This window comes from Geodermatophilus sp. URMC 65, from assembly GCF_053502545.1.
The window spans coordinates 2,357,697-2,375,954 of sequence record NZ_CP199954.1 but is presented as its reverse complement, the minus strand read 5'-3'; the positions used below and the strand labels follow the sequence as shown (position 1 = coordinate 2,375,954).

Below are 18,258 nucleotides of genomic sequence, written 5' to 3'. Positions count from 1 at the left end.
GCCAATCAGCAGGAGGTGGCATGGAGATGACGTCCGCGCGGTCGCTCGCCGTGCTCGTCGGCGACCTCGCCACCGACCGGCCGCCGCGCTACGCGGCGCTGGCCGGGCGCATCCGCCGGCTGGTCGCCGACGGCCGGGTGCCCCTCGGCACGCGGCTGCCGGCGGAGCGGGAGCTCGCGACGGCGCTCGCGGTCAGCCGGGCCACGGTCACCGCCGCATACACCCGGCTGCGCGAGGACGGGTGGGCCACCGCCCGGCAGGGTGCCGGGACGTTCGCGGCGCTGCCCGCCGGGCCGCACCGCGGTGCGTGGGTGCCCGGGCCGGCGGACGACGGCGCGATCGACCTCGCCCACGCCGCACCCGCGGCACCCGCCGCCGTCCCGGCCGCGCTGGCCGCGGCGCTCGAGGAGCTGCCCCGCTTCCTGGCCACGCACGGCTACCACCCCGCCGGCCTGCCCGACCTGCGGGCGCGGATCGCCGCGCGCTACACCGCCCGCGGCCTGCCCACGACCCCCGAGCAGGTGCTGATCACCAACGGCGCGCTGCACGGGGTCTCGATCGGGTTCTCGGCGCTGGTGCGGCGCGGGCAGCGGGTGCTGGTCGAGCAGCCGAGCTACCCCAACGCCCTGCAGGCCGCCCGCGCCCTCGGCGCTCGCGTCGTCCCCGTCGCACTCGACCCCGACGAGCCCGCCACCTGGCTCGACACCGCCGAGCGCACCCTGTCCGCCGTCCGGCCCGCGGCCGCCTACCTGATGCCGGACTTCCAGAACCCGACCGGCGTGCTGCTCGACGGAGCCGGCAGGGAGCGGCTGGCCCGGGCGCTGCGCCGCAGCGGCGTCCCCGCGGTGGTCGACGAGACGTTCGCCGAGCTCGGGCTCGACACGGCGGCGCCGCCGCCGCTGGCCGCCTTCGGCGCCGGGCACCTCTCCGTGGGGACGTTGAGCAAGGTGGCGTGGGGCGGCCTGCGGGTGGGGTGGGTGCGCGCCGAGGCCGACGTCGTCCGCCGGCTGACCGCCGTCGCCGTCCGGACCTCGATGTCCGGACCGGTCGTCGAGCAGCTCGCCGCCTGCGCGCTGCTCGACGGCCTGGACGGGTCACTGAGGGCCTGGCGCGAGCTGCTGCGCGAGCGCCGGTCGGTGCTGGCCGCCGAGCTGCGGCAGCGGCTGCCCGACTGGCGGGTGCCCGAGCCGGCGGGCGGCCTGGTGCTGTGGTGCGGACTGCCCTCGCCGCGCTCCCGCGCGCTGGTCGCGGCGGCCGAGCGGCTGGGGCTGCGACTGGCCGCCGGCCCGCTGTTCGGCACCGGCCACGCCCTCGACGACCGGCTGCGGCTGCCCTACACGCAGCCGCCGGACGTCCTGCGCCGGGCGGTGGCCCTGCTCGCGCGGGCCGACGCCGAGGCGACCGCGGCCCGGCCGCCGGCGGCCGCCGTCGACGAGCCGCAGTCGGTGGTCTGACCCGGGCTCAGCCGGTGCCCTGGACCGCGCGGGCCCGTCGCAGGTGGGCCGAGGGCGTCGTGCCGGTGACCGCCTGGAAGTCGCGGCTGACGTGGGCCTGGTCGAACCAGCCCAGGGACGCCGCCAGGCCCGCCAGGTCGCCGACCCCGCCGGCGGCGCCTCGCCCGATGATCAGCTGAGCTGATCCCAGCCGGTCCTGGCTCACCACCGGTCGTGAGCCAGGACCCGCGACGGTGATCCCAGCTGATCACGGAAGGCTCAGCCGCGGCGGTGGCTCCGGCGGGCGATGCGGGCGGCGAAGACGCCGGCGGCGTGGCCGTTGTCGATGTTGCTCACCACGACGCCGGGTGAGGCCGAGTTCAGCATCGTCAGCAGCGCGCTGAACCCGCCGAAGGAGCCCGGCTGCCCGGTCGACGTCGGGACGGCGACGATCGGCACGTCGGTGAGCACGCTGAGCAGGCCGGCCAGCGAGGCGTCGAGGCCCGCGACGACGACCAGGCAGTCGACGTCCTCGGGCAGCGCGTCGCCCGGCAGCCCGGGGCGGAACCGGCTGCCGCCGACGTCGTCCACCCGCAGCACCGCGGTGCCGGTGACGCGCGCGGCGAAGGCGGCCTCGGCGGCCACCGCGAGGTCACCGCCGAGCCCGCACAGCACCCCGATGCGGCCGACGGGCTCGGGCAGCGGGCCGACCGCCGCGGACATCGAGGCGGCGTCGACCGTGGTGTAGGCGTCGTGCTCGCTGGCCAGCGCGACCAGCGTCTCGGCGGGTGCCCGGACGACGACCGCCGGCCGGTCCGGGCACTGCCGGCGCGCCTCGCGGACCAGCGCGAGCACCTGCTCGGTGCTGCGGCCGGGTGCCCAGATGACGTCGGGCTCGGCCCGTGTCCCACGGGCCGGTGCGGCCGGCGGGACGGGCGGCTCGAGGGACGGCGGGGTGGTCGGTGGCACCGGGGCCAGGGTCGGCTCGGCGGGGCTGCCCAGGCCCAGGGGCGGGTCGGTGGGCTCGACGAGCAGCGGCGCGAAACCGCTGGTCACCGCGGTGGGGTCGGTCAGCGGGGAAGGCTGCACGGCAGGGACCCTAGGGGCCGGCGCGACCGGTTCCGGGGAGCCCGCGGGCACCGTGTCGTCCCAGGAGGACCCGTCCGTCACAGCAGCCCCGGCCGGGCCGGCGAGCGCGTCCGGTGGACCGTCGACGGCCCGGGTCTGGGTCACCGCCGAGAGCCGGACGACGCGGTCGCGGCCGCTGCGCTTGGCGTCGTAGAGGACGCCGTCGGCGGCGGCGAACAGGGTGCGCCGGTCGTCGCCGCGGGTGGCCGAGGCGATGCCGACGCTGATGGTCACCGGCACGGGCATCCCGAGCGCGGCCCAGTCGGTCCCGGCGACCGCGCGGCGGCAGCGCTCGAGCGCGAGCTCCGCCTGCTCGGCGGTGGTGTCGGGCAGCAGGACGACGAACTCGTCACCGGCCCAGCGGCACACGTCGTCGGTGTCGCGGCACCCGGCCACGAGGATGTCGGCGACCCGGCGCAGGACGTCGTCCCCGCCGGCGTGGCCGACGGCGTCGTTGACCTCCTTGAACCGGTCGACGTCCACCACGGCCAGCGCCGGTGCCGCACCGCTGCTGAGGAGACCGTCGAGGGTGGCCTCGGCGAAGCGGCGGTTGGGCAGGTGGGTGAGCGGGTCCTCGTAGGCCTGCCGGCGCAGCTGCCCGGCGGCCCGCTCGGTCTCCAGCAGGCTCTTGCGCCGGCCGAACAGCTCCACCCAGCGGGTGCGCCGCTCGTCGACCCGGTCCAGCTCGTCGGCCAGGTAGGCCTGCAGGTAGGGCAGTGCCCGCCCGGCGTCGTCCAGCTCGGCGTGCAGCGTGCACAGCTCGCGCAGCGCGGCCCGGCGCAGCCGCGGCAGGCCCTGCTCGGTCGCCGTGGCGAGGGCCTGGGCCAGCTGCTCGTCGGCGTCGCGGCCGTCCCCCTGCCGACGCAGCGCGCGGCCCAGGGCGAGCAGCGCCGCCGCGTGCAGCGCCCGGTCGGCGGTGGCGGTGGTCCGGACGGCGGCACGCAGCGGGTCCATGGCGGCGGCGTGCTCACCCAGGCCCACCAGCGCCCAGCCGTGCACCACCTGCGCGGCCACGACCGCCTCGGCCGACTCCGGCGGCAGCAACGCCAGCGCCTGCTCGGCCAGCGCGCGGGCCTCGGCGAAGTGCGGGGCGGCCGCGTCGGGGTCGCCGTCGTCGAGCAGCGCCTCGCCGAGCTCGGCGCACAGCTCGCCCAGGCAGCTGGCCGCGCGGGCGACGAGGACGTCGGGCCCGCTGTCGTCCGGCCGCAGCGCATCGGGGACGGCTGCCGCGGCCACGGCGGTCTCGTGCGCCCGGCGCTGGTAGTCCAGCGCGAGCGGCATCAGCTCGAGGTCGGCGAGCACACCGGCGAGGGCGGTCAGCGTCTCCACCAGCAGGGTGGACGGCGGCAGCGCGGGGTGGAGCAGGCTGGCCGCCTCCACCGCCTCGTCCATGGCGGCGTCGATGCGGCGCGAGAGCAGCTCGATGCGGGCGTGCCGGGCCAGGCCGGCGGCCCGCTGCAGCTCGTCCTCGGTGGCGTCGAAGGCGGCCTTGGCCGAGCGCACCAGCGCGATGGCCAGCGCCGCGTGGGAGGCGCGCGGATCGCCGTCCTCGGACGCGGTGGCGCCGTCGATCAGCTCGGCCACGCCGGCGTGCAGGTCCAGCCCGGCCGCCGCGCCGGGTCCGGACGCGGGCCCGACGGGGTCGCCGACGAGGGTGAAGCCGGCCCTCCGCAGCCGTCGCACGAGCAGCTCGGCGCGCAGCGTGTCGGCCCAGGCCCGGCCCAGGTCGGCGGGACGACCGCCGTCCCGCGGTGCGGGGGCCACGTAGGGGGAGGAGTCGGTGCCGACTTCGGCCAGCAGTTCCTCGGCGTCGTCGAGCTGCCAGTTGGCGAGAGCGGCGGTCACCCGGTGGTGCAGGGCTCCGGGAGGCACGAGCGCACTGTGCCTGCCGCTGTCAATGGAGTCGAGCACCGGACGGGGGGCACGCCGGGGGTCCCGGGCACTCCCGTCACTGTCGTCCCACCCGGTCCGCGCCGTCACGGGGCACCCTCGCCGGCGGTCCGGCCGCCGTGGGCGCGGACCCGGTTGCGCCCCCCGCGCTTGGCGGTGAACAGGTGCAGGTCGGCGGTGTCGAACAGCGAGCGCCAGCCCAGCGGCTCGTCCTCGGTGGCCGCGGCGGTGGCCACACCGATGCTCACCGTCACCGGCTCGGGCAGCTGCAGGTCACCCCAGTAGGCGTCGGCCACCGCGGCGCGCAGCCGGTCGGCGGCGGTCAGCGCCTGGGCCGCCGTCGCCGCCGGCAGGACGACGAGGAACTCGTCGCCGGCCCACCGGTACACCTCGTCGCCGGTGCGGCAGTGCTCGCGCAGCAGGTCGGCGACCCGGCGCAGCACCTGGTCGCCGTGCGAGTGGGAGGTGTCGTCGTTGACCGCCTTGAACCGGTCGATGTCGACCACGGCCAGCGACACCGGCTCGGCGCCCAGCCGCATGCCGCCCAGCCGGCGCTCGGCGCTGCGCCGGTTGCCCAGGCCGGTGAGCGGGTCCTCCAGCGCCACCCGGCGCAGGTGCGCGGTCTGCCGCTCGGCCTCGCGCAGCCGGCTGCGCCGCACGAACATCTCCGCCCACAGCTCCCGGCCGCGGGCGTGCGCGCGGCCGGTGTCGGCGCGGTAGGCCTCCAGCCAGTGCAGCGCCTCGACCGGGCGGCCCATCGCCGCGGTGCCCTGGCCCAGCTCCAGCAGGCACTGCCGGTAGCGCCTGCGGTCGCCGGCGGCAGCGAAGGCCCCGGCCGCGTCGACCAGCCGGTCGGTCGCCTCGGCGTCGTGGCCGCCGCCGGACCGGTTCCGGGCCAGCCGGGTCAGCAGTCGGGCGAGCACCAGGTCGGCGTAGCCGCGCAGCCACGTCCCGCCGTCCCGGTGCACGCGCTTGTGCGCGCGGCGCATGGGGCCGAGGCCGTCCTCCACCTCGCCGCAGCAGGCGATCGCCCACGCCTGGACGACGTCGAGCAGGTCCTGGTCGCCGGGCGCGGGCTCCCAGTCCAGCGCGCGGGCGGCCTCGGCGCAGTCCACCGACGTCCCGGCCAGCTCGCGAGCGCGCTCGGCCTGGCCGCGGCGGTGCAGCGTCTGGGCCAGTTCGGCGTGCTGCTGGGCGCACAGCTGCAGCAGCCGCCAGCGGTCGGCCAGGCCCGGTAGCTGGTCCGCCACCCGGGAGCCCTGGAGCGCCTGCGCCACGGCGAGCTCCTCCAGGTCGAGCGCGGCCAGGGTCAGTGCGAGCCACAGGTGGGCCTGGTGCAGAGCGCGGGACGGTTTCTCGGCTGCCGCGGTCTCGGTCAGCAGGCTGGCGTCGATGGCCAGCACCATCCCCGTGTCGGCGTGGTCGGCGGCCACCTCCACGTGGGCCAGGTGGGCCAGGGTCAGCGCCGTCTGCGCGGAGGGCGGGCAGCTGCCCAGGGCCTCGCGGGCGGCCGACACCTCGGCCGTGACGGTCTCGGGGTCGCCGTCCACCAGGCCGCGGCGGGCGGCCAGCGCGTGCCGCCAGGCGGCCCAGCAGGGGTCGGTCGCGGCGTCCAGGGTCGCGGCGGCGCGGTCGTGCTCGGCGGTGAAGGCGGCGGGGTCGTCGCGGTCGCTCGCGGACAGCAGGCGCCAGAGCGCATCGTCGAGGTCACCCTCGGTGAGGCGTTCTGGGCCGGGGGTCACGCACTGCCTCCCACCACGGTGTCCGGCCGCTGCGCGACCACGGGTCCGATGACCAGCGTGGCGACTCCCCCCGGGTGGGGCATCCGCCCTCGCCCGACCGCTCTACCCTCGTCGGGTGCCTGGGACGCCTCCGACGCGGTACGCCTATCTCGGCCCTGAGGGTACCTTCGCCGAATCGGCTCTGATCAGTGCCGTTGGCGCGGACGAGGGTGTCCGGCAGCCCGCCGCCGGGGTGCCGGCGGCGTTGGCCGCCGTCCGCTCGGGGGACGCCGACGCCGCGCTCGTCCCGCTGGAGAACTCGGTCGAGGGCTCGGTGCCGGCCACCATGGACGGCCTGGCCGACGGCGACCCGCTGCTGATCACCCGCGAGGTGTTCCTGACGGTCTCCTTCGTCCTCGCCGGCCGCCCGGGGACGACGCCGGCCGACGTCCGCTCGGTGGTCAGCCACCCGCACGCCCTGGCGCAGACCGCCGGCTCGCTGGCGCGGCTGCTGCCCGGCGTCGTCCCGCTGCCGGCCACCTCCACCGCCGAGGCTGCCCGGCAGGTCGCGGCCGGGGAGCACGACGCCGCCGTGTGCGCGCCGATCGCCGCCGAGCGGTACGGGCTGACCGCACTGGCCGAGGACGTCGCCGACCGGCCCGGCGCCGTCACCCGGTTCGTGCTGGTCGCGCCGCCGGGGCCGCTGCCCGAGCCGACCGGCAACGACAAGACCTCGCTGGTCGCCGTCGTCGGGGACCGCACCGGCGCGCTGCTGGAGGTGCTGGGCGAGTTCGCCGTCCGCGGCATCAGCCTGACCCGCATCGAGTCGCGGCCGACCCGCGAGCGGCTCGGCGTCTACTCCTTCTCCCTCGACTGCGAGGGGCACGTCGCCGACGCACGGGTGGGGGAGGCGCTCTCCGGCCTGCACCGGGTCTGCGACGACGTGCGGTTCCTCGGCTCCTACCCGCGCGCCGACGGCCGGGAGAACAAGCCCGTGACGCCGGTGTCGACCGACGCGGCGTTCCGCGAGGCCGCCGGCTGGCTCCAGCGGGTGCGCGCCGGCCGCGTCTGAGGGAGGACCCCGTCCTCCTCACCGCTCGCACGCTCGCGGCGGGCCCCTGCAGGAGGGCCGCTCGCACCCTCCGCAGTTGATCATGGGGCTGGCGCCGACTCCTGCGGCGGGTCGTCGCGTGTCGCCCGCGTCAACCCCATGATCGACTCGGGGCCGCTGCGATCACGTGGGGGACGAGGCGGACGCGGTCAGCTCCCGCTCGGGCTCGGGGGTGGGGCGCCGCCGGGCCAGCCGGCCGGGCCACCAGGTGCGGTCGCCCAGCAGCGCGACCGCCGAGGGCACCACCAGCGAGCGGACGACGAAGGTGTCGAGCAGGACGCCGAAGCCGACCAGGAACGCCAGCTGCACGAGGAACAGCAGGGGCAGCACCGACAGCGCGCCGAAGGTCGCTGCCAGCACCAGCCCGGCGCTCGTGATGACCCCGCCGGTGACCGCCAGCGCCCGCAGGACGCCGTCCCGCGTGCCGTGCCGCAGCGACTCCTCGCGGGCGCGGGTCATGAGGAAGATGTTGTAGTCGATGCCCAGCGCGACGAGGAACACGAAGCCGATCAGCAGGATGCCGGGGTCGCTGCCCGGGAAGCCGAAGACGCCGTCGAAGAGCAGCGCGGCCACCCCGACCGTGGCCCCGACGCTGAGGACGACGGTCGCCATCAGCAGCAGTGGCGCCACCAGCGCGCGCAGCAGCAGCGCCAGGACGACGGTGATCACGACGAGCACGGTCGGCACGATGACCCGCAGGTCCCGGGCGGCGGTCTCACGGGCGTCGAGGTTGCTCGCGGTGTCGCCGCCGACGAGCGCGGCCGGGTCCGCGGCGTCGAGCTCGGTGCGCAGTTGCTGCACCACCTCGATGGCCTCGGTGCTGTCGGCCGGGACGCCGAGCACCACGTCGAGCCGGACCAGGCCGTCGACGACGACCGGCGGGCCGCCCGGGGCTCCTCCCGTGAACGGCGCCACGGTCGCGACGCCGTCCGTGCCCGTGGCCGCCTCGGCGACCGCCGGCCAGCTGTCCTCCGGCGTGACGACGACGGTCGGGCTGCCCGAGCCGGCGTCGAAGTGCCGCGCCAGCGCCTCCTGACCGGCGACGCCGTTGGACTCGCCCCGGATGGCGTCGGTGAAGGTGATGCCCGAGGCGTCGTAGCTGGGTGCGAAGACGGCGGCCGCCACCAGCGCCAGCGTGCTCACCGCGAGCACCCGGCGGGGACGGCGTCCCACCGCGGCGGCGACCCGCTGCCAGCCGCGGCCCTGCGGCGGCTCGACGCCGTACCGCGGGCGGAACGGCCAGAACGCGGCCCGGCCGAGCAGGGTGAGTGCCGCGGGGAGGAAGGTCAGCGCGGCCAGCACCGACAGCGTGACGCTGACCGCGGAGATCGGGCCCAGGCCGCGGTTGGAGGCCAGGTCCGACAGCAGCAGGCACAGCACGCCGAGCACGACGGTCGCGCCGGAGGCCACGATCGGCTCCCACGACCGGCGCAGCGCGACCGCCATGGCCGCGTACTTCGACTGCTCGCGGCGCAGCTCCTCGCGGAAGCGGGCGACCAGCAGCAGGCCGTAGTCGGTGGCCGCGCCGACGACCAGGATGGACGCGATGCCCTGGCTCTGACCGTTGACGGTGATCACCCCGGCATCGGCCAGCAGGTAGGCGACCGCGTTGCCGGCGGTCAGCGCGAGGCCGGCGGTCGCGATGACCAGGAACGGCAGGATCGGGCTGCGGTACACCACCAGCAGGATCAGCAGGACGACGCCGAACGCGGCGAGCAGCAGCAGGCCGTCGATGCCGGCGAAGCCGTTGGCGAAGTCGGCGAAGATCCCGCCCGGGCCGGTGACGAAGGTGTCCGTGCCCTCCACGTCGAGCGTGGCGCGCAGGTCCTCGACCAGCGGGACGATCTCGTCGCCGACCTCGGGGTCCAGCGGGAGCAGCACCTGCACCGCCGCGCCGTCCGCCGAGGGGATGGGTGGGGACGGCGGTGCGGCCAGCGCCCCGGCGTCCTCGGCGACCCGGGCCGCCTCCTGCGCCCGCTCGCCGACGGCCTGCAGCGTGGCGGCGTCGAGCGGCCCGTCGCCCTCCCACAGCAGGATCGCCGGGATCGCCTGCACGGGGGAGAAGCGCTGCTGCAGGTCGGCGACGCGGGTGGACTCGGCGCTGTCGGGGAGGAAGGCCGCCGTGTCGTTCTCCTGCAGCCCGGTGAGCTGCGCGCTGAGCGCCGACAGCGGGCCGGCCCCACCGAGCCAGACGAGCAGGACGAGGGCGGGGAGCAACCAGCGGAGCCGGGCCATGGGATCTTCTCTCGATGTTCGACAATCTCGACGATCGAGAGACTAGGCTGAGCGGCGGTCGTGGGCAACGGGAGGCGGAGTGGACGTCGAGGAGCGCCGGGAGCTCGCCCTGCTGCTGCGCCGGCTCACCGTGGAGCTCGACGCCGTCGGCCAGCGGTTCGCCGAGCTGCACGGGCTGGGGCGCACCGACGTCCGGGCGATGGTGGCGATCATGGACGCCGCCCGCCGCGGGGAGGCGCTGACGGCCGGCGCGCTCGGCCGGGCCGTGGACCTCAGCTCGGCGTCGGTGACCGCGCTGGTCGACCGGCTGGAGCGGGCCGGCCACGTGCGCCGGGTGCGCGACCCTGCCGACCGGCGCCGGGTCGTGCTGGAGATGTCGGAGTCGGCGATGGCCGCCGGCGGGCAGTTCTTCGGCGGGCTGCAGCGCGACCTGGTGGCCGCGATGGCCGGCCACACCGACGAGGAGCTGGCCGTCGTCCGCCGGTTCCTCGAACAGGTGACCGACGTGGTGGTGCGGCACGCCCGGCCTGGCGGCTGAGCGCTCTGTGCACGGGTGGTGGTCTGAGCGACCCCTGAGACGACCACCGGTGCACACAGCGCCGGGGTGGCGAGTCCTCAGAGGTAGAGGCCGGTGGACTCCTCGATCCGCTCGGCGGCGACGGCGTGCACGTCGCGCTCGCGCAGGATGATCAGCTCCTCGCCGTGCACCTCGACCTCGTGCTGGTCCTCGGGGGAGAAGAGCACCTGGTCGCCGACCTTCACCTGGCGCACGCTCGACCCCACGCCGCGGGCCTCGCCCCAGACCAGCCGCTTGGCCACCTGCGCGGTCGCGGGGATGAGGATGCCGCCGCTGGAGCGGCGTTCGCCGTCCTCCCTGCGCAGCGCCACCAGGATGCGGTCGTGCAGCATCTTGATCGGCAGCTTCCCTGCGGTGTCCGGCACGCCGATCACGGTACGCGGCGGTGCGGCCCCATCCGGAGCTCACCCCGAACACGCGAGGGGTGAGGGGATGGGGTCCTTCTGCTATGACCAGCCGAGCTCGTGCAGCCGGTCGTCGTCGATGCCGAAGTGGTGCGCGATCTCGTGCACGACGGTGATCGTGACCTCCTCGACGACCTCCTCGGCGGTCGAGCAGATGGCGCAGATGGCCTCGCGGTAGATCATGATCCGGTCCGGCAGCGCGCCGCCGTACTCCCAGCCGCGCTCGGTGAGCGCGTACCCCTCGTAGAGGCCGAGGAGGTCCGGCTCGTCGGCGTTGCGGTCCTCCACCAGGACGACGACGTTGTCCATCAGGGCCAGCAGCTCCGGCGGCACCTGGTCGAGGGCGTCGGCGACCAGGCCCTCGAACACCTTGAGGGGGAGCGGCCTCACCAGGAGGTCGGCAGCGGCCGGCCCTCCTCGTAGCCGGCCGCGCTCTGCACGCCCACGACCGCCTTCTCGTGGAACTGGTCGACGGTGCGGGCGCCGGCGTAGGTGAACGACGAGCGCACCCCGGCGACGATCCCGTCGACCAGGTCCTCGACGCCCGGCCGCGCCGGGTCCAGGTACATCCGCGAGGAGGAGATGCCCTCCTCGAACAGGCCGGCGCGCGCCCGGTCGAAGCCGCTCTGGGTCGACGTCCGGGCCCTGACCGCGCGGGCCGACGCCATGCCGAAGGACTCCTTGTACAGCCGGCCCGAGCCGTCGTCGTGGATGTCGCCGGCGCTCTCGTAGGTGCCGGCGAACCACGAGCCCACCATCACGTTCGCCGCACCCGCGGCCAGGGCCAGGGCGATGTCGCGCGGGTGCCGCACACCGCCGTCGGCCCAGATGTGCTTGCCCAGCGCCCGGGCCGCGGCCGCGCACTCCTCGACCGCGGAGAACTGCGGCCGGCCGACGCCGGTCATCATCCGCGTGGTGCACATGGCGCCCGGGCCGACGCCGACCTTGACGACGTCCGCCCCCGCCTCGATCAGGTCGCGCGTGCCCTCGGCGGTGACCACGTTGCCCGCCACGACCGGCGCCGACCCCGCCACCGACCGGGCGGCGCGCACCGCCTCCACCGCCTTCTCCTGGTGCCCGTGCGCGGTGTCGACGACGAGCACGTCGACGCCGGCGGCCAGCAGCGCCCCGGCCTTGCCGGCCACGTCGCCGTTGATGCCCACGGCCGCGGCGGTGAGCAGGTGCCCGTCGGCGTTCACCGCGGGCTGGTAGAGCGCCGAGCGCAGCGCGCCCTTGCGGGTGATGACGCCGACCAGCCGGTCGCCCTCGACCACGGGCGCGGCGCTGATCCGCTCACCGGACAGCACGTCGAAGATCTTGGGCAGGTCGGTGCCGGCGGGGACGGTGAGCGGGTCCTCGGTCATGACCTGGGACAGCTGGGTGAACCGGTCCACGCCCTGGCACTGGCCGTCGGTGACCACGCCGACGGGGACGAGACCGTCCCGGCCATCCACCACCACGACGATGCCGTGCGCGCGCTTGGTCAGCAGCGACAGCGCGTCGGCGACGGTCGAGGTGGGGGAGAGCGTGATCGGGGTGTCGTAGACCGGGTGGCGGGTCTTGATCCAGGACACCACCTCGGAGACGACGTCCACCGGGATGTCCTGCGGCAGCACGGCCAGCCCGCCGCGGCGCGCCACGGTCTCGGCCATCCGCCGTCCGGAGATGGCCGTCATGTTGGCGACGACGACCGGGATCGTCGTGCCCACGCCGTCCGGGGTGGTCAGGTCGACCTCGAGCCGGGAGCCCACGGTGCTGTGGTTGGGCACCATGAAGACGTCGGCGTAGGTGAGGTCGGTGGCTGGGCGCTGGCCGTTCAGGAACCGCATGACGGCCATTGTCCCGCACGCAGGGCCGGGCGAGATCGCGCGATCTCGCACGCTCGCGGCCCCGTGTCCGTGCGAGATCGCGCGATCTCGCCGGATCAGGGCACCGGGACCGGCTCGGCCTCGGTGAAGCCGGTGCGCGGCATCGCCGTCCACACCGGGGTGCGGCGCAGCAGGGCGGCGACCAGCCCGCGCAGCCGGAACCAGGCGTGCAGCTGCCGGTAGCCGACGTTCTCGAGCAGCCCGGCGAGCAGCAGCACGCCGACCTCGCGGCCGCGCGTGTAGCGGGCGTAGGAGAACTCCTCGACCGCGACGGCGGCGGTCGACAGCAGCGTGCCCAGGCCGAGGGCCAGCCCGAACATGACCAGCGCGGTGCTCGTGTCGAGGGCCCCGAGGAACGCGGCCAGCACCACGGAGGCGAGACCGACGACCTCCACGACCGGCCCGAGCAGCTCGAAGAGCAGGAAGAACGGCAGCGCCAGGACGCCGACCGGGCCGAAGCGCGGGTTGCCGATCATCCGCCGGTGCTTCCACAGCAGCTGGGCCAGCCCGTGCGACCAGCGGCGGCGCTGCCGACCGAGGACGGCGAGGGTCTCGGGCACCTCGGTCCAGCAGACCGGCTCGGGCACGAACACCACCCGGTGCGGACGGCGCTGGCGGCGCAGGTGCTCCTGCAGGGTGACCACCAGCTCGGCGTCCTCGGCGAGGGAGAGCGCGTCCAGGCCACCGACCTCGACGACCAGGTCGCGCCGGAACAGACCGAAGGCGCCGGAGATGATCAGCAGCGCGTTGGCGTCGGCCCACCCGGTGCGGCCGAGGAGGAACGAGCGCAGGTACTCGACGACCTGGAAGCGGACCACCCACCGGGAGGACAGCCGCGGCTCCAGGACGCTGCCGCGGGCCACCCGCGCGCCGTTGGCGGCCCGGATGACGCCGCCGGCGGCGACCACGTTGGCCGGGTCCTCGACGAAGGGGCGGGCCACCTGCACGAGCGCCTCGGGCTCGAGCAGCGAGTCGGCGTCGACCATGCACACCAGGGGGTGCCGGGCGACGTTGAGCGCTGCGTTCAGCGCGTCGGACCGCCGTCCGACGCTGGTCTTGCGGACGACGGTCAGCGGGTCGCCGGTCGTCGCGCGGTGCACCGACAGGACCTCGCCGTCCACCGGCAGGTCGGCGGTCGGCCGGGCGGCGACCTGCACCAGGCCGAAGCGCTCGGCGACCTTCTCGAAGGTGCGGTCGGTCGATCCGTCGTCCACCAGCACGACCTCGAGCACCGGGTACCGCTGGGCGAGGACGGCGGCCAGCGTGTCGAGGATGCCGGCCTCCTCGTCGTGCGCGGGGATGAGCACCGAGACGCCGGGGGTGAGCGGGCTGGCGAAGATCTCCTCGTGGCCCTCGGAGCCGTCCCAGCGGCGGCTGTGCGAGACCCGGCGGGCACCGGCCAGGACCAGCCCGAGCATCACCAGGTCGAGCAGCAGGGTGTAGCCGAGGACGACCCAGCTCATCGTGAGCAGGACGTCGAGTCCGAGCTCGCGCATCACGCACCGACCAGCCGGCGGCGCCGCGGCACTGCGTCCAGGGTGGCCGCGGCGGCCGCCCCGATGGGGCCGCCGCGGGCGGCGGCGTCGGACAGCAGCGACTCGCCCTCGGCGCCGAGGGCGACCAGCGCGTCGCCGCAGGCGGCCGCGACCTCGCGGGCGGGGCAGGTCAGCCCGGCGAGCAGCGCCGGCGCCCCGGTGGGGTCGCCGATGCGCCCGAGCGCCTCGGCAGCGGCCCGGCGCAGCGCGGGGAGCGCGACGTCGACCAGGACGTCGGCCAGCGGCTCGGTGCAGCCCGGGTCGCCGATCCGGCCCAGCGCGGTGGCCGCGGCGCGCCGGACGTCCTCCGGCTGGCGCGGGTCGGTGAGCAGCTCGGCCAGGGCGGGGCAGGCGACGACGTCCCCGTGCAGGCCGACGACGTCGGCCGACAGCGCCCGGGCGGCCGGCGACCCGGTGACGAGCGTGGCACGCAGGGCCGGCAGGACGGCGGTGCCCAGGTCGAGGACGGCCATGCCGACGACGCCGGCGGGCAGCGGGCGCGCGGTGGTCAGGGCGGCCAGCAGGCCGTGGACGGCGGCGGGGTCGCCGACCCGGCCCAGGGCGCGGGCCGCGGCGCAGCGCACCTCGATCGAGCGGTCGGCGAGCAGCGCGGTCAGCCGGGCGAGGTGGTCGCGGCCGGCGGTGCTGCCCAGCAGCGTCGCGGCGCGCCCGCGGCGCCAGGCCGCCCGGGCGTCCAGGTCGGCGACCGCGCGGGCGACGGCGCCGCGGCGGGTGAGCGCGGTCTGGATCGCCTCGCGGTCGGCGCCGCGCAGCTGGGGCAGCAGGTGCAGCAGGACCTCGTCGAGGTCGGGCGGGGCCGCGGTGACGGCGTCGGGGTCGCCGTCGTCGAGCAGGTCGTACACCAGGGCCATGAGCCCGGCCCGGTTCTCCTCGGCGGCGGCCAGCCGGCGGGCCCGGGTGGTGTGCACCGCCGCGACCGCGACCAGCAGCACCACGACCAGGACGCCGAGCACGGCCGTCGCCACCGCGGCCGGCGCGGCGAGGGAGTTCACGCCGGGACGGCGGGGAGGGCCGCGGTGACCCGGCTGACCAGCTCGCGCGTGCTGAACGGCTTGGCGATGAAGTCGGTGGCACCGGCGGCGAAGCCGCGCTCGAGGTCGGGGTCCTGCGACTTGGCGGTCAGCAGCAGCACCGGCGTCCGGGCGAGGGCCGGGTCGGCGTCGGCGCGCAGCGCCCGGCACACCTCCAGGCCGTCCATCCGCGGCATGAGCCAGTCGAGCACCACGAGGTCGGGGCGCAGCCGGCGGGCGGCGGCCAGCCCGGACTCGCCGTCGGACTCGACGGTCACCTCCAGGCCCAGCCGCTGCAGGCGGAAGGCGACGAGGTCGGCGACGACGGGGTCGTCGTCGACCACGAGGACGTGCGGCATGGTGCTCTCCCATCCGATGGGGTGGACGAACCCGGTATCGGCAGGACACACGTGTGACTGAAGTGGTACCTGTGGCGATCCGGTCGCGACCGCGTTCGGTTCAAGGAAGCGGTGCCGGCGGCCGACACCCGGAGCGTGCTACCGCATCGCGCACGCCGTCCCGCCGCCGAGCCGCTGCCCCTCCGGGTGCTGCTCCGGCGTCCCCTGCTCGTGGCGCTGTCCGGGGTGTCCGTCGTCGCGCTGACCCTGCTGGGGCTCGCGGTGCTCGTCGTCCCCGTGCTCGGGAACCGGATCACGACGTACGACCGGATGGCGTGGGCCCTGCAGGACAGCCACGTCGCGATGCTCAACCAGGAGACCGGGCTGCGCGGCTACCTCATCACCCGTGAGGAGCGCTTCCTGCAGCCCTACGAGGCGGGGGTGGCCGACCTGGAGGCGGTCGACGCGGAGATCGCCTCGTGGACCGGGGTCGACGCCGAGCTGGCCGGCCGGCTGGCCGAGCTGACGACGGCCCACCAGGAGTGGACCGAGGACTGGGTGCGCCCCATGCTGTCCGAGCAGCCGGCGGTGGGGGACGCCGTCGCGCTGGCCGAGCTGCTGAGCCAGGACAAGGCGCTGTTCGACCACTACCGGGCGGTCGAGGCCCAGGCGCGCGCCGCGGTCGAGGAGCGGCGGGCCGGTGCGATGGCGCTGCAGCAGCTCGCGCTCTACGCTGGTGCGCTCTTCGGGCTGGGCACGGCGGTGGCGGTCGCGGCCGTCCTGCGGCGGGCGTACCGCCGGTTGGAGACCCAGGTCGTCCCGCCCACCCAGGAGGTGCGCGACGCCCTCGCGGCACTGGCGGCCGGGGACCTCACCCGCCGCGCCGGCGAGTCCGGGTCGGCCGAGCTGCGCCGGATCGCCGCCGACGTCAACGCCCTCGGGAACGTGCTGCAGGAGCGCAACGAGCTGGTCGCCGCCCGAGAGCAGGACCTGGTCGCCGCGCGGGACGACGCCGAGCGCGCCGGGCAGGCCAAGACCGCGTTCCTCGCGACGATGAGCCACGAGATCCGGACGCCGCTCAACGCCGTCCTCGGCCTGACCGACCTGCTGCTCGCGACCGACCTCACCGACGAGCAGCGCGGCCACCTCGAGACCGTCGCCGGCAGCGGGGACAGCCTGCTGTCCCTCATCAACGACATCCTCGACTTCTCCAAGATCGAGGCCGGCGAGCTGGACCTGGAGGCCGCGCCGTTCGACCTGGTCGGCGTCGTCTACGACGTGGCCCAGCTGCTGGCGCCCACGACCAGCGGCGCCGGGCTGGACCTGCTCGTCGACGTCGCCGGCGACGGGCCGTGGCAGGTGGTCGGCGACGGCAGCCGGTTCCGCCAGGTCGTCACCAACCTCGTGGGCAACGCGGTCAAGTTCACCTCCGCGGGCCACGTCGTCCTCCGGCTCACCGGGGTGGCCTCCGACGGGCGGCTGCGGTGCTGGCTGTCGGTCGCGGACACCGGGATCGGCATCGGCCCCGACCAGCGCCACCGGCTGTTCCGCTCCTTCAGCCAGGTCGACGCCTCGGTGACCCGATCCTACGGGGGCACGGGCCTGGGCCTGGCGATCAGCCAGCGCATCGCGCGGGCCATGGGCGGCGACATCCAGGTGCAGAGCGAGCTCGGCGTCGGGTCGACCTTCACGGTGGCGCTCGACCTGCCGCTGGCCCCGGCCGTGCCCGACGGCCCGTCCGCCGACGCCCTGACCGGCCTGCGGCTGCTGGTGGTCGACGACAGCCCCACCAACCTGCGGATCCTCGAGCACCAGCTGACCCGGCACGGTGCCGAGTGCGTCCTCGCGGGCAGCGGTCCCGCGGCCCTCGAGCTGCTCGACCGGGGGACCGGGATCGACGTGGCCGTCCTCGACCTCGACATGCCGGGCATGGACGGCGACGTGCTCGCCGCGCGGCTGCGGGCCCGGCCCGGGACGGCGGACCTGCCCCTGGTCCTGGTGAGCAGCTCCGCGACGCTGCCCCCGGAGCGCTACGCCGACTTCGACGCCCGGCTCAACAAGCCGGTCCGGCCCGAGCGGCTGGCCCAGACGGTGCGCTCGGTCGCCCTCCGCGGCCGGGCCGAGGGCGCCGCCGGCGGGGAGCGGGGGAGGCCCGCGCTGCCCGTCCCGGCCCGGTCGCTGCGCGTGCTGGTCGCCGAGGACAACGCGGTGAACGCCCAGCTCATGGGCCTCTACCTGCGCCAGCTGGGCCACGAGTGCACGCACGTCGGCGACGGCGAGCAGGCGGTGGACGCCGTCCTGCGCGGCTCCTACGACGTCGTCCTGATGGACGCCCAGATGCCGGTCCTCGGCGGGGTCCAGGCGACCGCCGCCATCCGCCTGCTGCCCTTGGCGAGGCAGCCGCGGGTCTACGCGGTGACCGCCAGCGTGCTCGCCGCCGACCGCACGGCCTTCCTCGAGGCCGGCGCCGACGGGTTCCTGACCAAGCCGATCCGGATGGCCACGCTGCGGGACGCCCTCGACGAGGTCGCCCTGACGCCGTCCGCCGCGCCGGCCGCCCCGGCACCGGAGCCGGGTGCCGAGCTCGACCCCGACACGGTCGAGGACCTGCGCGACCTCGGCGACGAGGCCTTCGCACACCTCTACCACCGCTACCTCGCCACCCTCGACGAGGCGGTCGCCGCGATCGTGGCCGCGGCCGACCGGCCCTCCTGGTCGGTGGACGACGAGGGCTCGGTGCCCCGGCTCGCGCACGGGCTCAAGGGCAGCAGCGCGGCGCTGGGCGCGACCGCGCTGGCGCAGGTGTGCCACAGCCTGGAGACCGTCGACCCCGGCACCCTCGCCGTGGGCGACACGCTGGCCGCCCTGGACCGGGAACGGTCCCGGGCGCGGGCCGCCGTCACCGCACTGCTCGCCGGCACCGGCCGGGGTGGACAGGCCGGGTGAGTGGGGTCCTCCACGGGCACCTGGCCGCGGTGCCACCCCGG

Annotated in this window: 14 protein-coding genes; 4 read left to right on the top strand and 10 right to left on the bottom strand. The window is 76.2% G+C overall.

What is annotated here, in order from left to right; translation table 11 throughout:
• Nucleotides 1–20 precede the first annotated feature (20 nt).
• Complete coding sequence (gene yczR / locus ACWIX7_RS11540) at nt 21–1,454, top strand: MocR-like transcription factor YczR (RefSeq protein ID WP_448621673.1); 1,434 nt, start codon at nt 21–23, stop codon at nt 1,452–1,454.
• A 7-nt stretch (nt 1,455–1,461) separates the two neighbouring features.
• On the opposite strand, the gene ACWIX7_RS11535 is transcribed toward yczR, so the two are convergent.
• From ACWIX7_RS11535 to ACWIX7_RS11525, 3 genes are all read right to left on the bottom strand, one after another.
• Nucleotides 1,462–1,659, bottom strand: a complete 198-nt coding sequence (locus tag ACWIX7_RS11535; RefSeq protein WP_448621672.1) for a hypothetical protein — start codon at nt 1,657–1,659, stop codon at nt 1,462–1,464.
• A gap of 53 nt (nt 1,660–1,712) precedes the next feature.
• Nucleotides 1,713–4,433 (bottom strand): diguanylate cyclase domain-containing protein, encoded by a 2,721-nt coding sequence (locus ACWIX7_RS11530; RefSeq protein ID WP_448621671.1) that lies wholly within the window; start codon nt 4,431–4,433, stop codon nt 1,713–1,715.
• A 104-nt stretch (nt 4,434–4,537) separates the two neighbouring features.
• Nucleotides 4,538–6,193 carry a GGDEF domain-containing protein gene (locus ACWIX7_RS11525; RefSeq protein ID WP_448621670.1) on the bottom strand — a complete coding sequence of 552 codons (1,656 nt, stop codon included), beginning with the start codon at nt 6,191–6,193 and terminating at the stop codon, nt 4,538–4,540.
• A 115-nt stretch (nt 6,194–6,308) separates the two neighbouring features.
• Between ACWIX7_RS11525 and pheA the strand changes: the two genes are divergently transcribed.
• Nucleotides 6,309–7,244 carry a prephenate dehydratase gene (gene pheA / locus ACWIX7_RS11520; protein ID WP_448621669.1) on the top strand — a complete coding sequence of 312 codons (936 nt, stop codon included), beginning with the start codon at nt 6,309–6,311 and terminating at the stop codon, nt 7,242–7,244.
• 162 nt (nt 7,245–7,406) lie between these two features.
• Here pheA and ACWIX7_RS11515 read toward each other — a convergent pair whose 3' ends face one another.
• Nucleotides 7,407–9,518, bottom strand: coding sequence for an MMPL family transporter (locus ACWIX7_RS11515; RefSeq protein WP_448621668.1), 2,112 nt, complete (start codon nt 9,516–9,518; stop codon nt 7,407–7,409).
• A gap of 79 nt (nt 9,519–9,597) precedes the next feature.
• On the opposite strand from ACWIX7_RS11515, the gene ACWIX7_RS11510 reads away from it, so the two are divergent.
• On the top strand, nt 9,598–10,056 hold the full coding sequence (locus ACWIX7_RS11510) for a MarR family winged helix-turn-helix transcriptional regulator (RefSeq protein WP_448621667.1): 459 nt from the start codon (nt 9,598–9,600) through the stop codon (nt 10,054–10,056).
• Between the two features lie 77 nt (nt 10,057–10,133).
• Here the strand turns inward: ACWIX7_RS11510 and ACWIX7_RS11505 are convergent, their stop codons facing one another.
• From ACWIX7_RS11505 to ACWIX7_RS11480, 6 genes are all read right to left on the bottom strand, one after another.
• Complete coding sequence (locus tag ACWIX7_RS11505; protein ID WP_245700631.1) at nt 10,134–10,460, bottom strand: GroES family chaperonin; 327 nt, start codon at nt 10,458–10,460, stop codon at nt 10,134–10,136.
• A gap of 81 nt (nt 10,461–10,541) precedes the next feature.
• Complete coding sequence (locus tag ACWIX7_RS11500; RefSeq protein WP_448621666.1) at nt 10,542–10,889, bottom strand: metallopeptidase family protein; 348 nt, start codon at nt 10,887–10,889, stop codon at nt 10,542–10,544.
• Nucleotides 10,886–12,328 (bottom strand): GuaB1 family IMP dehydrogenase-related protein, encoded by a 1,443-nt coding sequence (locus ACWIX7_RS11495; RefSeq protein ID WP_448621665.1) that lies wholly within the window; start codon nt 12,326–12,328, stop codon nt 10,886–10,888. The genes ACWIX7_RS11500 and ACWIX7_RS11495 overlap by 4 nt, the downstream gene beginning before the upstream one ends.
• Before the next feature lie 95 nt (nt 12,329–12,423).
• A complete protein-coding gene (locus ACWIX7_RS11490) occupies nt 12,424–13,863 on the bottom strand; it encodes a glycosyltransferase family 2 protein (RefSeq protein ID WP_448621664.1) in 1,440 nt (479 codons plus the stop codon).
• Nucleotides 13,863–14,915 (bottom strand): HEAT repeat domain-containing protein, encoded by a 1,053-nt coding sequence (locus ACWIX7_RS11485; RefSeq protein ID WP_448621663.1) that lies wholly within the window; start codon nt 14,913–14,915, stop codon nt 13,863–13,865. The genes ACWIX7_RS11490 and ACWIX7_RS11485 overlap by 1 nt, the downstream gene beginning before the upstream one ends.
• The gene (locus tag ACWIX7_RS11480; RefSeq protein WP_448621662.1) at nt 14,912–15,292 is read right to left on the bottom strand and encodes a response regulator transcription factor; all 381 of its coding nucleotides are present in this window, start codon (nt 15,290–15,292) and stop codon (nt 14,912–14,914) included. The genes ACWIX7_RS11485 and ACWIX7_RS11480 overlap by 4 nt, the downstream gene beginning before the upstream one ends.
• A 111-nt stretch (nt 15,293–15,403) precedes the next feature.
• Between ACWIX7_RS11480 and ACWIX7_RS11475 the strand changes: the two genes are divergently transcribed.
• Entirely contained in the window at nt 15,404–18,217 is a 2,814-nt protein-coding gene (locus ACWIX7_RS11475; protein WP_448621661.1) for a response regulator, read from the top strand.
• Nucleotides 18,218–18,258: the final 41 nt, after the last annotated feature.

Bases quoted from the DNA above. Each gene is read 5' to 3' on its own strand.
- yczR (WP_448621673.1), top strand. From the start codon at position 21: ATGGAGATGACGTCCGCGCGGTCGCTCGCCGTGCTCGTCGGCGACCTC.
- ACWIX7_RS11515 (WP_448621668.1), bottom strand. From the start codon at position 9,518: ATGGCCCGGCTCCGCTGGTTGCTCCCCGCCCTCGTCCTGCTCGTCTGG.
- ACWIX7_RS11495 (WP_448621665.1), bottom strand. From the start codon at position 12,328: ATGCGGTTCCTGAACGGCCAGCGCCCAGCCACCGACCTCACCTACGCC.
- ACWIX7_RS11490 (WP_448621664.1), bottom strand. From the start codon at position 13,863: ATGCGCGAGCTCGGACTCGACGTCCTGCTCACGATGAGCTGGGTCGTC.
- ACWIX7_RS11480 (WP_448621662.1), bottom strand. From the start codon at position 15,292: ATGCCGCACGTCCTCGTGGTCGACGACGACCCCGTCGTCGCCGACCTC.